At 40.6% G+C, this 17,381-nt stretch carries 15 protein-coding genes; all 15 read right to left on the bottom strand.

The features are described from left to right. Positions 1-256: 256 nt before the first annotated feature. The 15 genes from M3630_RS01175 to M3630_RS01105 all read right to left on the bottom strand — a co-directional run bounded on the left by M3630_RS01175 (position 257) and on the right by M3630_RS01105 (position 17,284). A complete protein-coding gene (locus tag M3630_RS01175) occupies positions 257-727 on the bottom strand; it encodes a hypothetical protein (RefSeq protein ID WP_237901031.1) in 471 nt (156 codons plus the stop codon). Positions 728-885: 158 nt separating this feature from the next. Beyond that, positions 886-1,497: a DUF4304 domain-containing protein gene (locus M3630_RS01170; RefSeq protein ID WP_251250939.1), complete on the bottom strand. Its 612-nt coding sequence runs from the start codon at positions 1,495-1,497 to the stop codon at positions 886-888. 47 nt (positions 1,498-1,544) lie between these two features. Continuing rightward, positions 1,545-1,889, bottom strand: coding sequence for a ribosomal maturation YjgA family protein (locus M3630_RS01165; RefSeq protein ID WP_251250938.1), 345 nt, complete (start codon positions 1,887-1,889; stop codon positions 1,545-1,547). 71 nt (positions 1,890-1,960) lie between these two features. Next, complete coding sequence (locus tag M3630_RS01160; protein ID WP_251251310.1) at positions 1,961-3,196, bottom strand: HAMP domain-containing sensor histidine kinase; 1,236 nt, start codon at positions 3,194-3,196, stop codon at positions 1,961-1,963. A gap of 4 nt (positions 3,197-3,200) precedes the next feature. Further along, positions 3,201-3,899 (bottom strand): response regulator transcription factor, encoded by a 699-nt coding sequence (locus tag M3630_RS01155; RefSeq protein ID WP_217367011.1) that lies wholly within the window; start codon positions 3,897-3,899, stop codon positions 3,201-3,203. Positions 3,900-3,984: 85 nt separating this feature from the next. Then, the gene (locus M3630_RS01150) at positions 3,985-5,973 is read right to left on the bottom strand and encodes an ABC transporter permease (RefSeq protein ID WP_251250937.1); all 1,989 of its coding nucleotides are present in this window, start codon (positions 5,971-5,973) and stop codon (positions 3,985-3,987) included. A gap of 24 nt (positions 5,974-5,997) precedes the next feature. Continuing rightward, positions 5,998-6,684 carry an ABC transporter ATP-binding protein gene (locus tag M3630_RS01145; RefSeq protein WP_251250936.1) on the bottom strand — a complete coding sequence of 229 codons (687 nt, stop codon included), beginning with the start codon at positions 6,682-6,684 and terminating at the stop codon, positions 5,998-6,000. A 25-nt stretch (positions 6,685-6,709) separates the two neighbouring features. Beyond that, entirely contained in the window at positions 6,710-7,429 is a 720-nt protein-coding gene (locus M3630_RS01140; protein WP_251250935.1) for a lipoprotein BA_5634 family protein, read from the bottom strand. Between the two features lie 196 nt (positions 7,430-7,625). After that, on the bottom strand, positions 7,626-8,219 hold the full coding sequence (locus M3630_RS01135) for a flavoprotein (RefSeq protein ID WP_173609170.1): 594 nt from the start codon (positions 8,217-8,219) through the stop codon (positions 7,626-7,628). An 18-nt stretch (positions 8,220-8,237) separates the two neighbouring features. Beyond that, positions 8,238-9,638, bottom strand: coding sequence for a lanthionine synthetase C family protein (locus M3630_RS01130; RefSeq protein ID WP_251250934.1), 1,401 nt, complete (start codon positions 9,636-9,638; stop codon positions 8,238-8,240). Positions 9,639-9,654: 16 nt separating this feature from the next. Beyond that, positions 9,655-11,529, bottom strand: a complete 1,875-nt coding sequence (locus tag M3630_RS01125) for an ABC transporter ATP-binding protein (protein WP_251250933.1) — start codon at positions 11,527-11,529, stop codon at positions 9,655-9,657. Then, positions 11,510-14,716: a lantibiotic dehydratase gene (locus M3630_RS01120; protein WP_251250932.1), complete on the bottom strand. Its 3,207-nt coding sequence runs from the start codon at positions 14,714-14,716 to the stop codon at positions 11,510-11,512. The genes M3630_RS01125 and M3630_RS01120 overlap by 20 nt, the downstream gene beginning before the upstream one ends. Positions 14,717-14,800: 84 nt before the next feature. Beyond that, a complete protein-coding gene (locus M3630_RS01115; protein WP_173609174.1) occupies positions 14,801-14,932 on the bottom strand; it encodes a gallidermin family lantibiotic in 132 nt (43 codons plus the stop codon). Between the two features lie 261 nt (positions 14,933-15,193). After that, complete coding sequence (locus M3630_RS01110; RefSeq protein WP_251250931.1) at positions 15,194-16,630, bottom strand: sensor histidine kinase; 1,437 nt, start codon at positions 16,628-16,630, stop codon at positions 15,194-15,196. Further along, positions 16,631-17,284, bottom strand: coding sequence for a response regulator transcription factor (locus M3630_RS01105; RefSeq protein WP_173609176.1), 654 nt, complete (start codon positions 17,282-17,284; stop codon positions 16,631-16,633). Positions 17,285-17,381: the final 97 nt, after the last annotated feature.

Genomic DNA, 17,381 nt, shown 5'->3' with positions numbered 1-17,381 from the left:
TTTTTTAAATCGTTCATTTTCATATCAATTCTACCACAACTACAAAATTTATCCAACCATTCTGATGCAGTTTATCCCAACTCAGATAAGTATTTACTTCCATAGTAATTCCGAAGTAAGTAGAATGTCGAGTGACATAAGCATTTTCTGGGAACACGCAGTCAGTATCCTTGGATATATCACTCGACAAGAATCAATCTAAGCGAGCAATCTCATTCTATTGTTTCCGCCGACTTTCATGAGCACATCTTGTCAATTACGATTGGATTCGTGAATATCTGAAGGTATGCCAAATCTCATTATCATCCTTAATGGTTAGATAGATTTGCCCCGCTCCATAATCCGCCATGGCTACGTATACTTTTCCAGGGGTATAATCGCCTACATATTTCCCATAGTAATCGCTATCAAATGTTAAACTTCTTCCCGATATTTCAAAGGTTACCGATGTCCCTGTCGCTGCTATGCATTTGACATTTACTTTATCTACTGCTGGTTGTTGATAGGTTTGATCATTCTGAGTTTGCACTGGGCTTTGCTGTCTGACAACTTCTAAATCCTTTTTTAATGCGTCATTCTTTTTCGTACATGCTGACAAGGCTTCTTGTACTTCCGCCAGACGTCGCTCTAATCTGGCAATGTGTCTCAGTAATTCGTAATCGTTGTAGTGTCTGCCTTCTCCCGCCGAAATTGGATAATAACCCTCTTGCGGATACCACCCGTACATATATTCCCTCCTCCATTGGCTTTCACACACTTTACGTTATGGATTTTACGCCTAACTCGTTCGCCTATTTTTCCAAAAATTGGTTTTGTGCTAACTCCACTAAATGAGACAGCGGCCACCTAAGACCTGCATATAAAGTCTTAGACTGACCGCTGTTTTTATCGCTTATCAAATTCCACTCCATATTTATTGAAGATGGCCATGTATTTATTCTCGAATATGGTCCATCGCTTTTCTGTTCCGTACTTTTCGTGCAAAGCCTTCCAATAATGTTTAGCCGCTGCTACATCATTGGATTGTAATAGCAAATGAAAGCTCTCTTCGCTCAGATGTAAAAATGGCCCTGAAGTGTAATAATCCACAATAGATCTGGCACTGGTCATCGTTTCATAGAAATGAATCGCCTTTTCTAATCCACTTAGAAGTGTTTTTCTTACATCATCCATATTCGTATCCGGAGTGATTGAAAATCGATCTGGTACAGACTCAACAATCTCCCCCATTCTTGCTCTGAAGTGACACTCCGCTTCTAGAGGTGCTGTTAGAATCTCTCTCGATTGTATTTGTGCCAACTCCGCTGCATAAATACCACAGTTCACATAAAACATTACATGGTCCGCTGCATTGCCAGCAGATTTTTGGAAGTTGAACATGTAGATGAGGCTTTCGGTTTTCTTAGTGAAATTCAAACCCTTCTTTGCGAAGCCACGCTTAGAAAAGAACGGCTTTACGTCCTGTTTCATCATATCGGTAAAGAGCTGCTGCAACATGATCCCTCCCAGAAGATTTTTTTGGTATGTCGTACATCCGCCCAAAATCAGGAGCGCTTACGCCAAGGCCAGGCTAGGTCGAGCAAGGCAGCGCTGGCTGCTCCCGCCGTGTACCGCACAAGATCCGCCGTCAAAAAGCCTTTTCCTAATACAAACGCCCCAAGCGTTGTCTCCCGTAGGTAAATGATCCAACTGGCCTGATACAATTGGCTGCCCTCGATCGCAAAGCAAAACGCGAGGCTGCACCACAGTGAAAAAGAAATCTTTTTATGAGTATAACAAGTGCGAAAGCCGAAGTAGATCATGCACGCCCATAATGCATCGCCAAAATGCTCAGCTACAAAGACAGGCAACACATCGCCGAATACTCTGGACCCTAAACCCAAAGCCATAACAGCAAAAACGGCTACGGCATAGCCACCCCTGGCTCTCCATCCACACGTGGAGTGCTTGTTACGCGTAATCAAAACTTTATGAAAGTAATCGTAAATTTTGTAAAGCTGTCTTTCTCACTCTCCACTTTAATCAAGGCACGATGTGCTTCGACAATGGCTTTGACTAGCGCCAATCCAATCCCAGTCGAATCATGCTTGTTAGAACCTGTTGCTTTGTAAAATCGATCAAAAATATGCGCCAATTCCTTAGTTGCAATTCCTTCTCCAAAGTCTTGAATCACCAACTCCGTATAAATAGGCGTATCTTTTACGTGAATGATGATTGTACTGCCGGGTTTTGAATGTTCGATCGCATTCTTCAGCAGGTTCATCAAAGCTTCCTGCATCCATAGTTTATCATGGACAACGACGATTTCCTTGGGCGCATCCCAGTCAATCGCTATATCCTTATCAATGACCATCTTTGCCAAGCCATCCAGAACTTCCTCGATCGTCTCCACCAAATTGGCTGGTTCTTTAACAAACGAAATAGCTCTGGCGTCGATTTTCGCTACTTTTAACAAATTTTGAATTAAGACATTCATTCTGGAGATTTGAACTTCATTATTTTGCAAAAGTTGAACTTGCTGCTGACGAGGCAGCTCTGCATTTAATAACATTTCATTGTATATGGATATCGTGGAAAGAGGCGTTTTTAATTGATGGGAGATATCTTGCAGAATTTGTGCTAAAAACTCTTTCTCTTCCAGAAGATCCTGCATGCTTTTTCGGATAATATCCTTCATGGAACGAAAGGAAGCCGCTAGTTTGGCAAGATCCCCTTCCTTATTTTCATTGATGACTACCGAGTAGTCCCCGTCGATTATTTTTTTAGCTGCGGAAGTAAGTTGTCTAATTTTATGGAAGACCATCTTGAATTGCATATAGCTTGCGCCTAGCAGAATCAATCCGAAACAAATCAATCCCCAATAAATCCATTGATTATGGCTGGAAATATGTTTATTTAATAGGGGAAAAAGCTCTGACTCCAAATCTTCATATAATCCATACTGTCTAAAGAGCTCTCTTCCTTTTTCCTGATACTCATTTGAATTAGATGCGTGACTTGTTAAGACTTTCATAATTTCCGCTTCATTCTCGGGATTTTGTTCAACCAATCTAGCCGTAATTTCACCCCAGGTTGCAATGGAGTCGCTTTTCACAGCATCATAAAACAATTGATGGGCAATAAACTGGTGAATGGTAAATAGTGATAACAGAACGGCCAGTATCGTCATATACCCTTTCAATTCGGTATTCTTCATCATCTTACTCGCTACTCACATCCTTATTCCACCGATAGCCTAATCCTCTTTGGGTGACGATAAACTGCGGATTTTTGGGGTCATCTTCCACTTTATCTCTTAGACGCTTGATGTATACAGAAAGCGTGTTTTCATCAAAAAAAGCATCTTCTCCTTCCGATACTTTCATCAAGAGATCATCTCTTTTTAGTGCTTTATGGGCGTTCATCATGAAAGTAAGCAGAAGCTTGTATTCAAGATTGGTTAATGGAATGCTTTCCTGATTTTTATAAGCCTTGACGAGGTTCGTATCCATTTTTATATTTTCAGATACTAAAGTGATAGAAGATGTTTGCAACCGTCCACGTTTGCGCAATTGCACTTTCACTCTGGACATGAATTCTTTGACTCGGAATGGTTTCGTTATATAATCGTCTCCGCCAATATCCAGTCCCATTACTACATTAGCTTCTTCATCCAAGGCCGTTAAGAAGATAACAACCGATGAATCGTTTTGTTTTTTGAAATGCAGACATAAATCATAGCCGTTTCCATCTGGAAGGCCGACATCTAGGATCGCCAAATCAAAAGGTTGAAGTTCAAACTGGTGTTTGGCTTCTTTTACACTAGAGGCTCTGACTACCTCATAGCCTTCATTTCTCAATGAGAATTCGATGGCTAGACCAAGCGCCTCATCATCTTCCACGAGCAATATTTTATGCAAGGTTGTCCTCTCCTCATTTTCATTCCAGTGTTCAGCCATTGACCAATCCGAAAAGCCCGACTATAAAATAGCCAGGCCCATTTTATCATTGTTCCCTGATCACATCGATAAGATTATCTTTTTGAATTTTTCTCAGTGGCAATAGAACAGATAAAAAGCTGATGATCAAAGCTGAAACAAACGTAATGAGACAAGCTTCGTAGGGGATCGTCCATTCGACCCTCAAGACACCGGAAGCCGCCAAATAGATAATATAAGACAGTATACAACCGAAAAAGATCCCTTGCAAACTTCCAGAAAAACCGTAAATCAGCGCTTCATAGATGATCATTTTTTTCAAATCTCTTTGTGACATGCCTATGGATTTTAACGCAGCAAGTTCTTTTCGTCTGATGATGATGCTGATCGTAATTGTATTAAGGATATTGAGACTGCCAATCAAAGAAATGACTGTGATAAAACTGTATACCAGCACTTTTATGACGAGCTCTGAATCTTTCTTCACTTTATTCTCATCGATGTGATTTACAATGGAAATGGCGTGTTTTTTTCCAACAGAGTCCTCGATGTGAGCAACAGTTGCAAGAGATTGAGTCTTATCCTTCAATTCGATTTCAAAATGGAGGTCCTGTTCCTTCACTCCGGATACATTTTCAACTGACTTCAAAAGCTCCAAAATTTGCTGTCTTTCTGCTAAAGAATCATCATGATCTTGTTTCAGATAGATGGATAGATCAGTTTTCGCAGATAAATCTTTCACATATTTGGATTCAAATGCTATATCCATCATTGACGAGAAAGTGATAAACAAGACACTGGATATAATGATGGATAGAATCGTAATGGTATAACGATTTTTATTTCTTTTGACATTTTTCAAAGCCAGGCTCAAAGGAAAAGATAACGGCTTTTTCAACACGTTATTCTTGTGTTTTTTGATCGCCTCTTTTTTGATGGATAACCTGCTGCTGATGGCCAGCAGTGGGGATATTCGGCCCGCAAAAAAAGCTGGGTAATAACTGGATGCTAGTACGGCCGTCAGCGTAATGATCGAACTGATAAATAAAATCCACCAATCGATATGAAAGAACGAAACACCTGCACCCTCTTCTAAAATGATCGAGAAAATGGATTGGAGAGCAGCGACCGCCAATATGCTACATACAAGTCCAACCGGAATTGCGATGACAGCCAACACAGCCGCTTCTCTCATCACGATTTGTCTAATTTGCTTTCGCGTAGCACCGATGCTTCGGAGCATCCCGAACTGCTTCATCCGCTCTACGACGCTGATTTGAAAAGCGTTGTAAATCACCACAACTGTCGCGATCACAACAATACTGATGACGATAACGAGCACGGCCAAAATCGATTGATTCGACCCCGGTTTCAAAACTTTTATCAATTCCTCATTGATAACCAGATTCTCGTCTTTCGTAAGTGATTTTATCTCATCTATTACCTCTTTAAAGTCCGCTTTCTCGTTGATTTCGGCTAAGATCCTACCCTCTCCGATAGCAAAATCATGTTTATAGGTTAGGAAACGACCCACTTTATCTTTCTGAGTGAACGCCCGATTATCCAGTAAACCAACCAGTTGATAGGTTTGACCATCCAATTCAAATGAGTCGCCGATCTGAAGACCCTTTTTCAAAAAAGGAAGCGTCCATGAATCGACGGCTGCTTCATGCTCATTGGCTGGTAATCTGCCATCAGCGAGACTGTAGGTTAAAAAGGCCAATGCGCTATGATCAGCGAAATTCTTTTGAACAGAAGCATCTCCATCTCCAACCGGAACGATCCCCCCCTGTGACATCAAACCATACGAAGCAATTTGGGGATTATATTTGATTTTGTTTAATAGTGGTTCATCGTAATTGGAAATACTGAGATGAAAAGAAAACCCGTTTAACTTCTTAATATTCTCGATTTGGGATAGTTGTGATCCTTTTATAAAAAGGCCGACTGTCGAAATTAACGCTACAGAGAGTATGATTCCGATCAAAGTCAAAATCGTTCGTTTCATATTCCCCTTTAAATACTTGCTGCTTAATTGTTTATAGCTGCTGATCAAAATCATTCTCCTCCAGTCTTTTAGCTAATTCGCAGCAAGCCGTTGGTCTGAAATGATCGTACCGTCTTCTATCGTGATGATCCGGTCAGAAGCCGAAGCAATCGCGAGATCGTGAGTAATCAAGACAATGGTTTGATTGTATTTTTTGGCAGTCAATCGTAATAAATCTATGACTTCCTTCGTATTTCGTGTATCCAGATTCCCAGTGGGCTCATCGGCCAAAATCAAATGCGGCCGATTCATTAAGGCTCTGCCGATGGAGACCCGTTGCTGTTGACCTCCCGATAATTCGGAAGGCAAGTGGTCTTTCCGTTCATGGAGACCCAGGATTTCAATAAGTTCATCCAGATACTTCATATCTATCGGTTCCTCATCCAATAACATGGGCAACGCGATATTTTCCTGGACATTCAATACCGGGATCAAATTAAAAAATTGAAAAATAAACCCGACTTTTCTTCTTCTGAATATCGAAAGCTCATCATCTGTATAATCGTAAATATTATGATCCCCAATGAATACTTGTCCAGAAGTTGGACGATCCAACCCGCCTAAAATATGTAGCAGTGTACTTTTACCAGAGCCGGAAACGCCAACGATGGAAACAAACTCTCCTTGCTGAATCGAAAGGTGAATCCCCTTTAACGCATCTACCTTGCTATTTCCTTCCCCATAACTTTTTACTACGTTTTCCATTCGTACAACTTCCATACAGTCACCCTCTCATCAACCAAACTCAATCTTGTACGTCTACGAAGTTTACTTTGTCTTCACTATTTGCGTATACGTTCCCGATTTCTTGTAAGACTTGGTTCACCTGATCTTTCTTCTTATAATCGAAGCTGCGATTTTCAAACTGGATCAAGGAGAGCGTTGACTCTGCTTCGGTTAATTGGTTGTAAGTCTGGTCGTCAACGATAACAAGATCCGCTTGTGGTATATACCCGATCCACATTTGATGGTTTACATGGGCTACAGGTACCATCTTGCCGTTCAAATCAATTTGGCCATTCTTCATTTCATCATCACTATAAGAGTAAAACAGATTTTGACCATTCGATAATTGTTTTATGCTGGTAACAGGGTCTGAAATAATAGATGTGCTGTTTGGCTCTTGTCTGGCTCTGAGAATCCCCTTCTTGACGAATTGCTCAGCGGTGGATCGAGTAACAACCGAATATTTGATCTCTCTAGTATCAAATTCTTGACCTGTTTCTTTCTGACCTTGCTCTGACAATTTCGTAATTTTTTTCGTTGTAACCAATTTGATTTTGTAGTCCATCGCTTGTTTGGTGTTATCTTTATACAACTCTTTGACCTTATTCGCATCTTTTTGTGTGCCGATTACGAGAACGCCATCGACCGGTTGTGATGGACCTTCTACATATCGGTTTACTCCGAATCCAATCCCTGCAAAAATGACAATAGCCAACAAGAAACCTATTACTTTTTTCATCTTAACTGCTCCTTTAAAAACGATTTATGTCTGGATTATAGACGAGACTTTCCTGCAATTGAATGACTCTTGTCTAACGATTTTGACCTTCTTTCTTACAATTTAGTAAGAATGGAGCCAAGCATCAGTCTCCTCCCGCAGGATAAATCAAAAAAGACCGCTTCACTGGCAAAAGAAGCCGAAGCAGTCTTTTCTCTTATACAGATGTAGTTGTGCTTTCTTCTCGTTCAAGTAATACGTTTCTCATTTCCTGCATCACCGATGGTCCCTGTGGCAAGACGAAGTTAGGCTGCGTGGTGCCAGATGCTACTTCATAAGCCATAGCTTCTACTGGATTCACAACAATGTGACCGTCCTCTCGGAGCTGGTTTACATTTCGCTGAACCACATTTTTTGTCCACATTAATCGATTCATATTTGGAAAGAACATAACGGGTTTTGGATGCGCTAGAATAGTGGAGGTTAGCAAGTTAGGGGCAAGTCCGTTTGCAGCTTGTCCAATTACATTCGCCGTCGCTGGCAAAACAACGAACAGATCTGCCCACCGTGCTAACTCAACGTGGTTCATTTTTTTCTCAAGACTAGGCTCTTCATCTATAAATATCTCGTCACAGTAAAATAAAATCGTAGACGGCGGGATGAGTGTTGCCGCCTGTTCAGTCATCACGACTTTTACCTCTTTGAAAAGGGCTCGAAACATACTAAGATAAGGAGACACTCCTATAACGGCAATCGAGCCTGATATTCCGAGCAAAAGTTTCTTCTCCTTCAGAAATGGATCGTGTGTCATCCTTTGATTTCTCCTCTTCTAGGCCAACAGGAATGGCTGATCCCATTGTGGCTCTTGATTACTGCTTGCAGAAAGAAGAGCAAGACCAATACCGGCTGCACCTTCAAGTGCGCCTGCCTTATTGAGCCCTACTTTTCCGTCACCATTTGGTTCTATATCTTGATAACCAAAAGGGAGTAACGGATTAAAATTATCTATTAGGCACTTAGCTAAATACGCGATATGTGGTTGATAGCGCTCGTCATCTGTAGTTGTTGCCATTCTAAGCGTCATTTGCATAAGCCCCGCTTTTCCATGACAAAACGTATCTGCGTACAGATTCCAATCGCTTTCTGATCGCTTGAAAACATCATCATAAGCTTGAATAGCCAGATGACAATAAGATGAATCTTGCAAAGCTTCACCCGCTAGATAGAGCGAACGAGCTACCCCTGGTGTGCCATAGCACCATGCATCACGTCGAAACGACTGCGGAGAAAGCACTTCTTTCCCTAGCTCTTCCTCTAATTTCACTCTACCTCTCCACATAATCCCATTAGCGTCCTTTTCCTTCCAGCGCACCAACCATTCAGCTATGTTACGTATTGCCTCTCTCTGACCAGTTACTTCTACTCCTTCTTTCAAAGCAAGTGATAATAAGGCTAATGGTCCGGGAATCCCATGAGCAAGTCCTACGTTAAAATTTCCTTTCGGATACAACTCTTTATCAATGTCTAAATACTGCATCTCTTGGGTCAAGTACCACCCTGGTATTTTTCTACCATCTTCATAATCTCTTGGCTGACTTATATATACGAGATATTGCAAAACATCCTGTAAGGCGGCATAAAGAACATCGATTTGCTTACTTGCAAGTAAGTACCGTCCAATGCCTGCTACACCTTTAATAGCATCATAGATATGAGGATTACTTCCCCCTCTTTTTTTATTAAGGACATACTCATCTTCAAGTATGACCGCAGTTCGTTTAGCGAGCAATTGATCCAGCTGTCCAAGAAAACGCTGATAATGCTCCCGATTGCGTGAAGCTACCAGCGTAGCAAAGCAAATACCTGCTACTCCACCAAACATGGATTCGCTTGAAATTCCAACGGCCTTAATTTTTTCTTGAAGAGCAAGAAGATGTTCATGAGCAACTATATTCCAACCTTGATCAGGGAAATGTCGATCCAGCTCGGCAAAAAAGAGTATCGTACCGGGATATCCGTGAGAAAGAGTAGCAGCCCCCCAAGGATGTTGATGAATCGGCCCTACGACACTGATGTTATCTTTATTCATTACGACTTTTTCTACTTGAATGGGATCTCTCAAACACTCGGCTACCTTGAGCGCAGTAGATAAAGCCTTTGTTCTTAACTCTTCATTTTTCATCCCTTTCCATGCTTGATTAGTCGTTACCACTGCTTTATTTGTCTCCATACTTTTCCTCTCTCTTTTACATTTGTCCAACCATCTGTCTTGTCGATTCATCCGTTTCTTCCAGATAAAAAGAAGCCTGCATGTGAAAAAGAGATGCATAAACGCCGTTTTCTGCTAGTAGATCCTTATGTGTACCCGCTTCAATGATCTCTCCTTGTTTTAGGACAAGAATCTGGTTGGCATATCGAACAGTTGAGAATCGATGGGAAATAAATAATCCCATTTTATTTTGGGGCATTTCACGGAACCGAGTGAATACTTCTTGCTCTGCTTGAGGGTCTAGTGCTGCTGTCGGCTCGTCAAGAATGTATAAATCCGCATCGCGCATGTAAGCACGAGAGATGGCAATACGCTGCCACTGTCCCCCTGAAATCTGATACCCATCCGCAAACCATTTTCCAAGCTGAGTATGAAACTGCTGCGGAAGACGTTTAATCATTTCATCTGCTCCGGCCTGTTTGCTTGCATCGATTATTGCTGCTTCATCATCAGCTTTTAGATAGTTACCAAAGCCAATGTTTTCATTGACTGCCATCTCATATTTAATAAAATCCTGAAACAAGGCGCTAATTTTTTGGCGCCATTCATTCTCCTCATAGTGGTAAATTGGCTTACCATCATACAAGATTTCGCCTTCTGTCGGTTGATACAATTGCGTAATTAATTTTACGATGGTCGATTTTCCTGAACCGTTCTCTCCTACTAATGCTAGCGTTTCTCCTGGACGAATGACGAAGCTTACATTCCGTAATGCATAGGACTCGACACCTTGATATTTAAACGAGACATTGCGAAACTCTAAACCAGACGCGTTTTTCTCACATGGATCACTTTCTGAAATTGCTAATCTTTTTTCATCTGGCACTGCTAGAAATGTAAATAACTGACTAATGTACAGATTGTTTTGATACATGTTAAAGATCGTTTGCATAAGATCTGTGGAGGTTGTTTGGGTGTAAGATATCGCTTGGATAAACGCTATCAAGCTGCCTACTGCAATCGTACCTAACATCGTTTCCCATACGACATACGACTGCATCGATACTACAGCAAGAAGTGACAGAGCTTGAAACCCAAGAGCCACCTTTGTCCTTTTTATCACCATTGCCTTGTCTTGATTAAAAAATCGCTCGTAATATTTGCGATATCTCTCGACCAGAAATGGGCCAAGTTGAAAGATTTTTAGTTCTTTTACTGATGAATCGCTGGTCAATAAATTCATCAGATAATATTGCTTACGACGATCAGAAGCTCGGTTGTGGTCAATCATGAATTCCTCTTGTCCTAATCGAATAAATGAGAAAGTAGAACAAATAGGTAGCAAGAGCAAGAATACTGCTAGCCACCACTTCCAAGCGATCAGCATAGCGGATACAGACAGTAATACAATCACATTACTAATAATACTTATCACCTGTTGAAATAACTGATAGGGGCGAAACGTGGAATCTTGCTTTGCTCGTTGAAGCTGGTCATAGATTCCGGCATCCTCAAAACTTGAATAAGGAAGTCGCGTAGCTTTATTCATGATCAATAGGTTTACATGATTGGATAACAGTTCTTGATACAACGTTTTATAGACCAGGTCAACATGTTTGAGAATATCGCGGATCACGGCGAGAAACGCGAACAGCCCAAACGCGATAATAAGCGGAACGATCCCTCCACCTGCAGAAATGGCGACTGCCGCATTAATTAATGATTGCGTGGCAATAATCACACCTACAGGAATCAAGCTACTTAGAATCGTCAATATCATAACAATCGCAAAGTAACGAGGATTTGTTTGATACAGTAAACGAAAAACGCTCGGCCAATGAGAGAAGGAAACAAATACATTTCGAATCGTTTCTAATCGATTGCTGTTGTGCTTAAACGGAGTCACCAACATTCTCCCTCCAGTGAAGCTGGCTGTGTAAAGTATGGCGTACAAAGGCCATCGCTTTATCTTCCATCTCTCGCCTTACTCCAAATAAGCGATTGCAATGTAAATGGATCAAGCTGCCCATGATCATCGATGGGGAACTCCAAAGAGAATGGTTTTGTTCACCCTCAGCTACAAGTCTTCCAAAATCATCCATTACATCCGCTCTCAAGGCCATTGCTTCACAAATGGCTTCCCCACTTGGATGACTACGCAATCCTTGCCAATCGTTCCGCGGATCAGCGAGAGAAAGCAATGGTTTGCGCCATTTTCGGAATTCTTCTCTATGGGCATCCTTTTTCACACGCATTTCCATCCATGCCAGTTGCTGTTCGAAACCCAGTCCGAATCTAGTCATCATGTCAATAATACTAATCGTAGCCAAAACATAGTCAGGTAGATTCGTTTGACGGAACCGCAATAATCTCAAAAGATTCGCAGTCGTCTGGCTATCTTTAGCAAATACTCGCTCCGCATCAGCCATGATCGATGGTCCACCGTATCTTTCTACTTCGCGATCATATGTATCAATGACCATTCTTTGAATGAATCCTTCTCGTTGACACTCTTGAATCCAAGGGTAAAGTTCTGGAAAAATCTCCTGCATAAGCTTTTCGGGCTTGCCGTGAAAACGGAGGCGAATATGATGGCCCGGGTCTATGTATCGCATGAAAAACCATTCGTCTGCCGCTCCTTTTTTAACCATGGAATCGGCAAACACACGTATCTGATCAACGATAAATTCATCCTGTCTCTGGTGGCCCCCATACAGTTTTAAAAACAGCCAATCACTTCCAGGAAGTTTTGTGTATTGCTCCTTAGATAGAACATTTTCATTTTGATAGGAGGGGGTATTTTTTTTCTTCTCAATATGTGGTCTTCTCAGTAATGGAACCACACATTCCATCGAAAAATGCCCCTCTGGTCCAGTGACCCAATACTCTTCTGTACCCCCGATTTTTTCACGGAGTTGAATGCTGCTTGTCTTGAACAATTCTGTACGCAACTCTTCTACATGATAAGGATTATCCAAATCTAACAAAATACGGTTGTCACCGAATGCCATGTACGCATATCGTGGTAGATCCCACGCGATTCTCCATGTAGCAAAAGCTTCATTCCAGATTTTGTCTTCTTTCGGATCTCCCTTCAGCCCCAGAGAATCTGGTGTCACCTTCCAAATAGCAGGTGATAAGATGGTTTTTCCATATCGAACACGTGGAAGATACGGCGAGGCATCCATATTCCCCCAAGAGAATGGACTCCAAAGACGTACATTTTCCATAGAAACTTCACGCAAGAAACGATAAATATTTGGAGCATTCTTGAAATTAAGCATATTATCCGATGAAAAAATTAGTTTCTTTCCATGTGTACGGGATCTCAGATAGAAATGCTCTATAGTGGCACCTACCACAATATCCTCAAGTTGAAGGGAATGTAGAGTCTTCTCTGAGCAATTCGTACCAATGGCCAGTTCATATTTGCTAACGGATGGGTGGAGTACGATATTGGCATGACGACCAACGGCTGAAAGATAATTGGCATCAACAAAGATCACATCTTCATGTTGTTCCTGTATTTGATTATGGACCTGTTCATGTTTCTCTATCGCTTCTGGTCCGAGTATATCGAAGAATCTCCCAAACGATTGACCCACCTTAGCTGAACCAGGCATGGGTGCTACCTCTAATAGATAGTCTCCTTGATCGATTGCATCCTGTGAGGATCCGATTACCTCCACGTACATTTCCAAGGAATCCGGTGCGTATTTCGTATCTACTGGCTCTGTATCTAGCTGGTCGAGAAGATCATTAGTAATTTCTATTTCTCTTGTTTTTGTTGCAATCGCATGAACTACTTTTCTCATCAAACTAGCTTCACGCTTCTCAGAATACTTCAGAGGCGACACTGGCTCTCTTCGACTGCTTTGTGGAAACATATATCCTGCTGGAGCCCCTAAACCAACCTCATCACTAAGAAGCTCCAAAACGGGGACTTCTCTTGACGTTCCGTATTTCTCCAAAAAGTCCTTATGGTAACTTCTTAGATGGGCTGCTCCTCGCTGTGGTAAGGATAGTCGCCACAGACATTCCACCGCTTTTGCTACTTCTTCACCTATACACTTGTGTAAAGATACGCTGTGATTACCTACATGTAGGTCTACTTGTACGGGCATAATGCTTGCTTCAAGAACCTTCATCCGCGTAATTAATTCTTGAAAGCCTTGTATCCCTGTTCCAATCGGAAGTCCATCGTACTGTTTCATTCTTGCTTGAATCGCAGCTAATTCTGAATATATATCCTGTACACCATCAAGTAACGCAAGGCGCTCCATCACATAAGCAAATGGAGTTGCTACCGTGAGTGGTGGACGTAATTCGCTAATCAAAAATTCTTGAGAAAATAATTGCCATAGTAGTCCGGTTACTTTCTGTTCCCCCGCCTCAGGGTACTTTTCCATCAACCTTGCAATTAATTGTTCAAATAGGATCGGCTTTTTTGCCAGATCAAACACGGTGTGCACCACTTCTGTAGCACGGATAGAAATCCTCTCTTTTTGTTTACCATCTAACCATTTCATTTGCCCGTATTCAGTTGCAAACGTAAGTTCCATTCGCCCGCCGACCTGTACGGAAGCGTGATTTCGTTGTACTTTTAACTGTTTAACTACATCTAGTCGTTGATCTATTCTCTGAATGATTGCAAGCAACCATTCCATGTCTGGACGTGTACGTTTTTGGTGAAGGTGTGAGTCTTTCAAAGAGACGTTTGTCTTGGCAGTGAATGAGCCCAGAGCAACACCAGCGAATAAGCCATATGGAGTGGCACGGGTACTCATCCTTAACAAAAAACGAACAAAACTAGATAGTGCCTGCTTGGTCTTTCGAGAAGTAGGATCGCCTTCTAGATTCGGCAATGCTTCGTAAAGCGATGGACTAGAGATGAGAATAGCTTCCCGTACCTTTTCGTCCTTCGCATATTCCTTTATAGCAGCTAGATAATCACTGGTTTTATTTGATTCATAGAAGGTTTCTATTGGATACAGTGGTACCCGTAGCATAAAAAAGTCAGCTGAGGCATATAGGTTTCCCTCCTTCTTGTTCTCAGGGTAGCGAGTAGTCAGCTCCCTCTCTAACATCTGCTTGGCCATTCATACCCCTCTTTCCTATGCATGAAGTGAGACTATAAAGGAAGAACATCGCTTATCGCGATGCTCCTCCAGCGTCAAACTAAATTAGCAGCAGTTGCTTTGGCACCAAGTAACTGAGCAGAATGTAGTGCAGATGATGTCGCTCACTACTGAATCCGATTGTACTTGATTTACCTCTTTTACTTGAACATCCAAATCAAACAGATCGTTTTGCATTTTTTGTTCCTCCTCAAATTTTATTATTCGTACCCAGAACTTCACGCGCGTTTGTAAGTGCTTGGTTACGCTTACAATAATAAAATAGTAATTATTCCCAGTAAAGGGTATTTTTTAAAAATTCATAGAGTTTTTTTATTTTTTTACTCTTAACGTTTTTTAAACAGAAAAAACCATGTCTCATTGAAAAAACTCCAATGAACATGGCTTGTCTCTCGTAACAAAGAAATCGTCTCAAGAATTTCCTCTTGCTCCCGGTTGTTAACAATGAAAAACCAATTGGATAATAGTACCTTCACCGAGCTTACTTTCTATTCTTATTTCAGCGTCATGAATGTTAGCTATCTCCTTACATAAAGAAAGCCCGAGCCCGAGGCCTCCTCCATTCGCTCTCGATCTCGATTTGTCGGACATAAAGAATGGCTCAAAGACTTTTGTTATGTCGTCATCAGGAATACCGATCCCTGTATCTTTCACTTCAAGAATAATTTTTGACTCCGTATCTCTGTATGAACGTAGAAGTATTTTATCGTTGCTCTTCGATGCTTTAATGGCATTGTCTATCAGGTTTGCAAGTAAAATTTTCATCAAATCCTTATCCATGAAAACACTCAGATTCTCCGTTGATATTTCAAGTTCTATATTCTTTATGTTCAGCTTTGGTATAAAGGAATGTTTGATTTCCACAAAAAGCTCGTCAAGATTTCCCTTTTTTAACTCATAATCTTCTTTTCGCAAAACAATGAGCTCCATAAGCTTAAATGTCAATTTCTCTAGCCGCTTTCCTTCTTCATAGATAAAGCTTAATGAGTTGATATAAGTCTCTTCATCATATTTATTTGTCCGTAAATAATCCGCATAGCCTATGATCGAAGTTAAAGGAGTCCGAAGTTCATGTACCAGGTTATCGATAAACCTTTGCTTGTCTTCTGAAGATCTTTTAAGCTGGTTTACTTTATCTTCTACATCAACGGCCATCAAATTGAAATTTTCCGCTAACAATCCGATTTCATCCTTCGATTTGACCATGACTCTTTCGCTGAAATTCCCGCCTGCAATTATTCTTGTTGACTGGATTAGTTTATTAATCGGTTTTACGATATACATGCTCATGATGATGGTAACGATGACCAAAATTGCTGAAATAAGAGCATTTAACTTGATTAAAAGGCTTAATAGGTCTTGTCTATTTTCATAAACACTCGAAATATCTTTCACGTAAGAAAGCTTATAGTGATTATTTTCCAAATACATATTCTTCGCTATAAATAAGTACGTCTTTTCCCCTAGATCCCGTATGATGTAATTTACTTTATCGGATGGGATGTTTAATTCTTCTCGATTCGTAAGAGTTATCTTGTTATTTTTAAAATGGCTAAAAATGACTTCGTTTTTCTCATCTATTACATCCAAATACACATCCTGTTCTCCGAGGTTGTCCAAGTACGTACGAATCATGGAATCTATGTTTGCTTTGCCAACTCCTTCTGCATCTGGGGTTGAAGACTTTTGAACTTTAAGTAGATATAGATTTGATTCTAAAGAGTTAGCAAATCGATCTTGTTCACTTATCCCGGAACGGATCTCCATATTGAGATTGAGTTCAAAGCTGCTATTAATAAGGTAAATGGATGCTGGTACAAAAAAGATTTCGAATATGATTAATGTACATAAAAATATCCGCTGCCAAAATTTCATTTATTCCTCCAGCCTATATCCCAATTTAAATACTGTTTTAATTTCCTCTTTCCATCCCAGCTTTCTTCTTAGCTTTTGTATATGGTTGTCAATCGTCCGAGTCTCGCCAACGTAGTCATATCCCCAAATTTTTTCTATGATTTTTTCCCTCGTTAACACGATGTTTTTATTTTGCACTAAAAACACCAATAATTCGAACTCCTTCAAGGTAAGCTCTATCAATTCACCGTTCTTTTTCACCTTCATTTCTTCCAAGTATACTTCTGTGTCTTTAAAATTTATGATGTTGCTTTTTTTATTGTAATGCCTTAATACATTTTCAATCCTGGCGAGTAATTCAATTCCTTCAAAGGGTTTCGTAATATAGTCATCGACTCCCGCTTTTAATCCATATACCTTATCTGTGACAGAACTTTTCGCAGTTAAAAAAATGACAGGTATCCCTAAAGGTTTAATTTTTTCAAATAAAGTAAATCCATCAACTTTCGGAAGCATGACATCCAAAAGTATGAGATCAAAACGATCTCTTTCAATCACATTTAGGGCTTCCTCTCCATCAAAAACGATGGAACTCTCATAATTTGCCGTATTTAAATTCAATTTTATTAAATTTGCTACGGCGATATCATCTTCAACCACTAAAATTTTTATCATACAGTTTTTACCTCGTTCCTTTTGTAACGGTTAGATGGAGTAAGTACCATTTCGGGCACTTACTCCGTCTTATCCGTCCTACAATATCTTCATTTAC

It is taken from the genome of Brevibacillus sp. MER 51 (assembly GCF_023714195.1).
GTDB lineage: Bacteria > Bacillota > Bacilli > Brevibacillales > Brevibacillaceae > Brevibacillus.
This window is presented reverse-complemented; position numbering and strand designations above follow the sequence as displayed.

What these genes read in the sequence shown, in the direction of transcription:
- M3630_RS01175 (WP_237901031.1), bottom strand. Translation starts at nt 727, where the DNA reads ATGTACGGGTGGTATCCGCAAGAGGGTTATTATCCAATTTCGGCGGGA.
- M3630_RS01170 (WP_251250939.1), bottom strand. Translation starts at nt 1,497, where the DNA reads ATGTTGCAGCAGCTCTTTACCGATATGATGAAACAGGACGTAAAGCCG.
- M3630_RS01165 (WP_251250938.1), bottom strand. Translation starts at nt 1,889, where the DNA reads ATGGCTTTGGGTTTAGGGTCCAGAGTATTCGGCGATGTGTTGCCTGTC.
- M3630_RS01160 (WP_251251310.1), bottom strand. Translation starts at nt 3,196, where the DNA reads ATGAAGAATACCGAATTGAAAGGGTATATGACGATACTGGCCGTTCTG.
- M3630_RS01145 (WP_251250936.1), bottom strand. Translation starts at nt 6,684, where the DNA reads ATGGAAGTTGTACGAATGGAAAACGTAGTAAAAAGTTATGGGGAAGGA.
- M3630_RS01140 (WP_251250935.1), bottom strand. Translation starts at nt 7,429, where the DNA reads ATGAAAAAAGTAATAGGTTTCTTGTTGGCTATTGTCATTTTTGCAGGG.
- M3630_RS01135 (WP_173609170.1), bottom strand. Translation starts at nt 8,219, where the DNA reads ATGACACACGATCCATTTCTGAAGGAGAAGAAACTTTTGCTCGGAATA.
- M3630_RS01130 (WP_251250934.1), bottom strand. Translation starts at nt 9,638, where the DNA reads ATGGAGACAAATAAAGCAGTGGTAACGACTAATCAAGCATGGAAAGGG.
- M3630_RS01125 (WP_251250933.1), bottom strand. Translation starts at nt 11,529, where the DNA reads ATGTTGGTGACTCCGTTTAAGCACAACAGCAATCGATTAGAAACGATT.
- M3630_RS01120 (WP_251250932.1), bottom strand. Translation starts at nt 14,716, where the DNA reads ATGGCCAAGCAGATGTTAGAGAGGGAGCTGACTACTCGCTACCCTGAG.
- M3630_RS01115 (WP_173609174.1), bottom strand. Translation starts at nt 14,932, where the DNA reads ATGCAAAACGATCTGTTTGATTTGGATGTTCAAGTAAAAGAGGTAAAT.
- M3630_RS01110 (WP_251250931.1), bottom strand. Translation starts at nt 16,630, where the DNA reads ATGAAATTTTGGCAGCGGATATTTTTATGTACATTAATCATATTCGAA.
- M3630_RS01105 (WP_173609176.1), bottom strand. Translation starts at nt 17,284, where the DNA reads ATGATAAAAATTTTAGTGGTTGAAGATGATATCGCCGTAGCAAATTTA.